Genomic DNA, 4,061 nt, shown 5'->3' on the forward strand with positions numbered 1-4,061 from the left:
GTCCATCATGCCTGGCGTGCCCTGCGTGCGCCCATCGCAAGGATCGGTGCAAGCACCTGCAAACGGCACTCCATGCAGCGCTTTCAACTCGCGCGCGGCCTCGGCTACCAGCAGTCCGACTTCCCAATGCCCGGTGTGAAATCCTAGCGCGATGGGGCGACCGTCCTCCGCGCGCAGTCCGCCGTGCGTGCTGAGAATCAGAAACTCCGGATCGAGTAGCCGGGAAGGCTCCCAACCCATCCCTGCATTCTGACTCAGCCCGAAGAGATTTCCCGAAGGCTCCTTCAACAGCATCTCCGCCGTCAGCGGAAGCGCACCCGCCGGACCCGCGGCATGTGTCGCCACGTCACGCAGTTCTGTGGCGTCTGTCTCCAGCACCGACTTGAGCGAAACGTTTTGGATTACAACCTCCTCATCGTGGTCATTCATTCACACCCAAACGTCATCTCGTGCTCTGCGTCGTCGTCGTGGCTACAGGCGTCAGCCGAAATACGTGCGGCTTCGGCAACGCAGCCTCATAGATCGAATCTTCGAGCGAGTTTTCGAACGCCTGCATCACATCGGGTTTTCCAGCCTGTTCGCCCATGCCTGCATTACGCACGCGCATGCGCAGATGAATGTAATGCGTCTCGTCGCGATCTCGCACCAGCCAGCTTACCCGCTGTGCCTGGTGAAACATGGGCGTTCCATAATCCGCCAGGTTGATTCCTTTTTCGAGCGCTTCGGGGGAAAACGTGTCGACCACATCGCCATCGATGCTGAGGGTGTACCTGCCGGCAGCCAGTCCCGTCACTCGCAGCGTTTCCTGATTGAGCTGCTGGTCAATGTCTGTCAAATCCATAAGCAACGCCGTGGTTGCATTGCTGCGAGTTAATGGCAGGGGCAGCGCGTCTTCGACCTCTGACCATTTCAACACGCCGTCAGTCTGATCTAGTTGGCTCGCCACCGCATTGCGCGCTTCTGTCACCGTTGCGGCATGTGCATCCAGCGTCACCGACGAAACCAGCGCCGGTGCATGCCAGCCTTTAAGCAGCGCCTGCGCCATGATCCAGTGGGCCAGCGGATCGGGATGCACGCGGTCTGGCAGCAGGAGCACCGCTAATTTCGGATCCATCGCGTCCGCTTTTTTGATCGCCGCAACCACCGGCGGATTCAGGTTTATAAACGCCGCGCCATACTTGTCAGCAAGCGACTGATCAACCTCCGCAAAGTGCTGCATGACCGCGTTGTATCCACCTGGAAAGAATACGGGCCGCGTGACATCGTCATACGGCGAAGGCCCGAGCAGCGTCATGCGCACACCCGGCACATGGTCGTGAATCGAATCGAGCAGGTGCTGATATCCCTTCACGTAGGTCTGCTCGATCTCGTCCGTGGTGGCCTGGTAACCGCCGTCGTTCATGCCTAGCATCACCGTTACTACGGTCGGCTTTTCTGAAAAAACGTCGCGCTCCAGCCGCTGATCGATTGGACCTCCGCCGCCGCCCGTCACGCGATCGCCCCCCACACCGGCGCCGTAAAAATGCACATGCATCCACGGGAAACGTGTCGCCGTGTACAACTCCACCCACTGGTTGTAGTAGTTCTGCTCGGTAATGCTGTCGCCGTAGAATACGACGGTGTCGCCTTTGTGCAGATAAAAACCCCGCGTATTTGCCTCGGCGCCAGGCGGCATTGCAGTCGCGTTTACCGCAACCGTGGTTGCGATCGGGCTCTCCGTCGCAGGCATCTGCAGAGTCTCCGCACTCATCGGCTCTGCCGGAGCCATCGCAACGGCGACAAGGGAGTCCGCACATCCGTAGTACAAGAACCACTTTCCGCGGAAGAACACGAGCCCCTCGGCAAACGTGGTTCCCGCGGCGTACTGCCCTGTTTTCTCATACGGCAATTCCGGTTTCAATACTGGTTTATCGGTCTGCGTAAGGAGGTGCGCCGGGTTTGACGCTTCGAAGAGCGCCTCTCCAGCCGCGTATGCATTGGGTCCGAGTGAAGGATCTCCGCCGCCCTCGGTCGCATTCTTGCCGTTGTAGAGCATGACGATGCCGGCGCTCGTCAGCACCGGGGGCGGTCCCGTTTCAGGAAACGTGCTGTCAAAATGCCCCGGTCTGGGACGCAGCAGATCCACAAGATTTCCGTGCATGTCCTCGACTGGCGTCCAGTGAATCGCATCGTCCGATGTGGCCAGTTTGATGGATCCCTCGCCCCAGTACATCCAGTAGCGCCCGGCAATCTTTGCCGCAATCAGCCGCCCGCCTTTCAACTGCGTCACGATTCCTGCCGACTTATACATCAGGTTCGCGTACTTGCCGCCCAACGCGGTCAAGAATGCCGGTCCATGTTTTGTCCAATGCTTCAGATCGGGCGAACTCGCGATGCCCACGGAATAGGTCTTGCGATTCCATTGCGTGTACGTCAGCACATAGGTGCCGTCTTCGCGCTCCACGATGCGCGGATCTTCGACGCCACCCGGCCATTCTCTTGACTTCTGGTCATCCTCTGCTGGATAAAAGACGGGCTCACCCATGCGCTTGAAATGTATGCCGTCGCCGCTCTCCGCCAGTCCCAGCCGCGATGTGTGCCCACCAATCTCCATCGCGCCTGAGTTGTCCTCAGCGCGGTAGAGCACAACGACCTTGCCTTTGCGCACAATCGCCGCAGGATTGAACGTGTGCAACGCCTCCCACTGCACCGGCTTTTGCAGGATGGGATCCTGGAACGTTGAAGAAGGATTGGGCGACACCACCGGATTTCCGCTAGCGGGCCGCGCAAACGGCCCAATCACCCACCGCTCCGGACCCTGCGCCTGCATCGCCGCAGTTCCAAGCAACACACCCAGCGCAATCGACAACTTCAGAATTTTCTTCACGCGCTCTCTCTCCGCAATCCGCCCCATCTTACGCTTCGCACCAATATCTCCGCGCCGCACGAAAGTCCCATCGCCTTCCAAGATCGACGAGCCCGCAGCTAGTAGCTAGAATCCGGGTGCCGGCTCGTAAAAACTCAACGAAGCATCGCCCTGCTCCAGCAGCCGCACTCTACGCAACGAACCGAAGATGTCGGCCAGTTTTTCCTTCCGCCGATGCTCTGCGATCACTACCGCCCCCTCGGCGAGCAAGCCAGCCGCCGAGCCACCTAACAACCCAAGCACTGTCGCGTACTCATCTGCAGCCTCATATGGTGGATCAAGAAACACGATATCGAAGCACTCGGCCGAGCCCTCTGGCCGAACCCGGCGCAGGAACGCCCCCACGCTTACGGCCTCCACCCGAACCCCGCCCCGTAATCCAAGCTTCTCCAGATTGCCGCGCAGGACCTTCAATGCTGGTTCCGCTCGCTCAACCAGCACCACGTTCGATGCACCACGGCTGGCTGCCTCGATCCCCACCGCACCCGATCCCGCGTACAAATCCAGAAACCGCGCGCCCTCGATCCGGGACGCAAGCACATTAAATAGAGTCTCTCGCAGACGATCGCTCGTTGGCCGGGTCTTCAGCCCCGCCGGAGCTTCCAGCGTCCTTCGCCGCAACGTTCCCGCAATCACGCGCATCGCGAACCAGCATATAAGAAACGATTACCTCCCCCCAGCCACTACAATCTGGATATGCGTGGCTGGACCATACCGCTGGGCCGTTGGATGGGCGTGGAGATGCGTATGCACGTCTTCTTTCCTGCGCTCGCGCTGGTCTGCCTGGGTCTCAGCGCCACTTCTGGAGTTTTTCGCGGCCTCATCCTTTTCTTTATCTGCGTGTTTGCGGTAATCGTGCGTGAAACCGCGCGCCTGATGATGGCTGCCTATCTAAATCTCAAGCTGCGCGCCGTGCTTCTGCTCCCTATCGGGGGACTCTTCGCCTACGCCAACCCCGAAAGCCAGGAAGCCTCAAACCAGGGCTTCGGCCAATTCGCCATGGCACTCATCGGACCGATTGCGAACATCGCGACCGCACTCATGCTGGCCGCCGCCTTTATTGGTGCAGGCGGCGACGTGCATCTGCTGGCGCGCCCACTCGTTACGGCAGACCACCTGGTGCGCAGCATGGTCTGGATGCAGGCCGGCCTTGGCG

General features: G+C 59.9%; 2 protein-coding genes and 2 pseudogenes. 1 reads left to right on the forward strand and 3 read right to left on the reverse strand.

What is annotated here, in order from left to right; genetic code table 11:
- From WA354_RS20900 to rsmD, 3 genes and pseudogenes are all read right to left on the reverse strand, one after another.
- Positions 1-429, reverse strand: a pseudogene (locus tag WA354_RS20900) (YjhG/YagF family D-xylonate dehydratase); the annotation flags it as partial.
- A gap of 13 nt (positions 430-442) precedes the next feature.
- On the reverse strand, positions 443-2,866 hold the full coding sequence (locus WA354_RS20905; RefSeq protein ID WP_472814959.1) for a glycoside hydrolase family 130 protein: 2,424 nt from the start codon (positions 2,864-2,866) through the stop codon (positions 443-445).
- 105 nt (positions 2,867-2,971) lie between these two features.
- Positions 2,972-3,547: a 16S rRNA (guanine(966)-N(2))-methyltransferase RsmD gene (gene rsmD, locus WA354_RS20910; RefSeq protein ID WP_472814960.1), complete on the reverse strand. Its 576-nt coding sequence runs from the start codon at positions 3,545-3,547 to the stop codon at positions 2,972-2,974.
- A gap of 105 nt (positions 3,548-3,652) precedes the next feature.
- Here rsmD and WA354_RS20915 point away from each other — a divergent pair.
- Positions 3,653-4,061 (forward strand): annotated as a pseudogene (locus WA354_RS20915) (CBS domain-containing protein); the annotation flags it as partial.

It is taken from the genome of Occallatibacter sp. (assembly GCF_049802275.1).
Taxonomy (GTDB): domain Bacteria; phylum Acidobacteriota; class Terriglobia; order Terriglobales; family Acidobacteriaceae; genus Telmatobacter.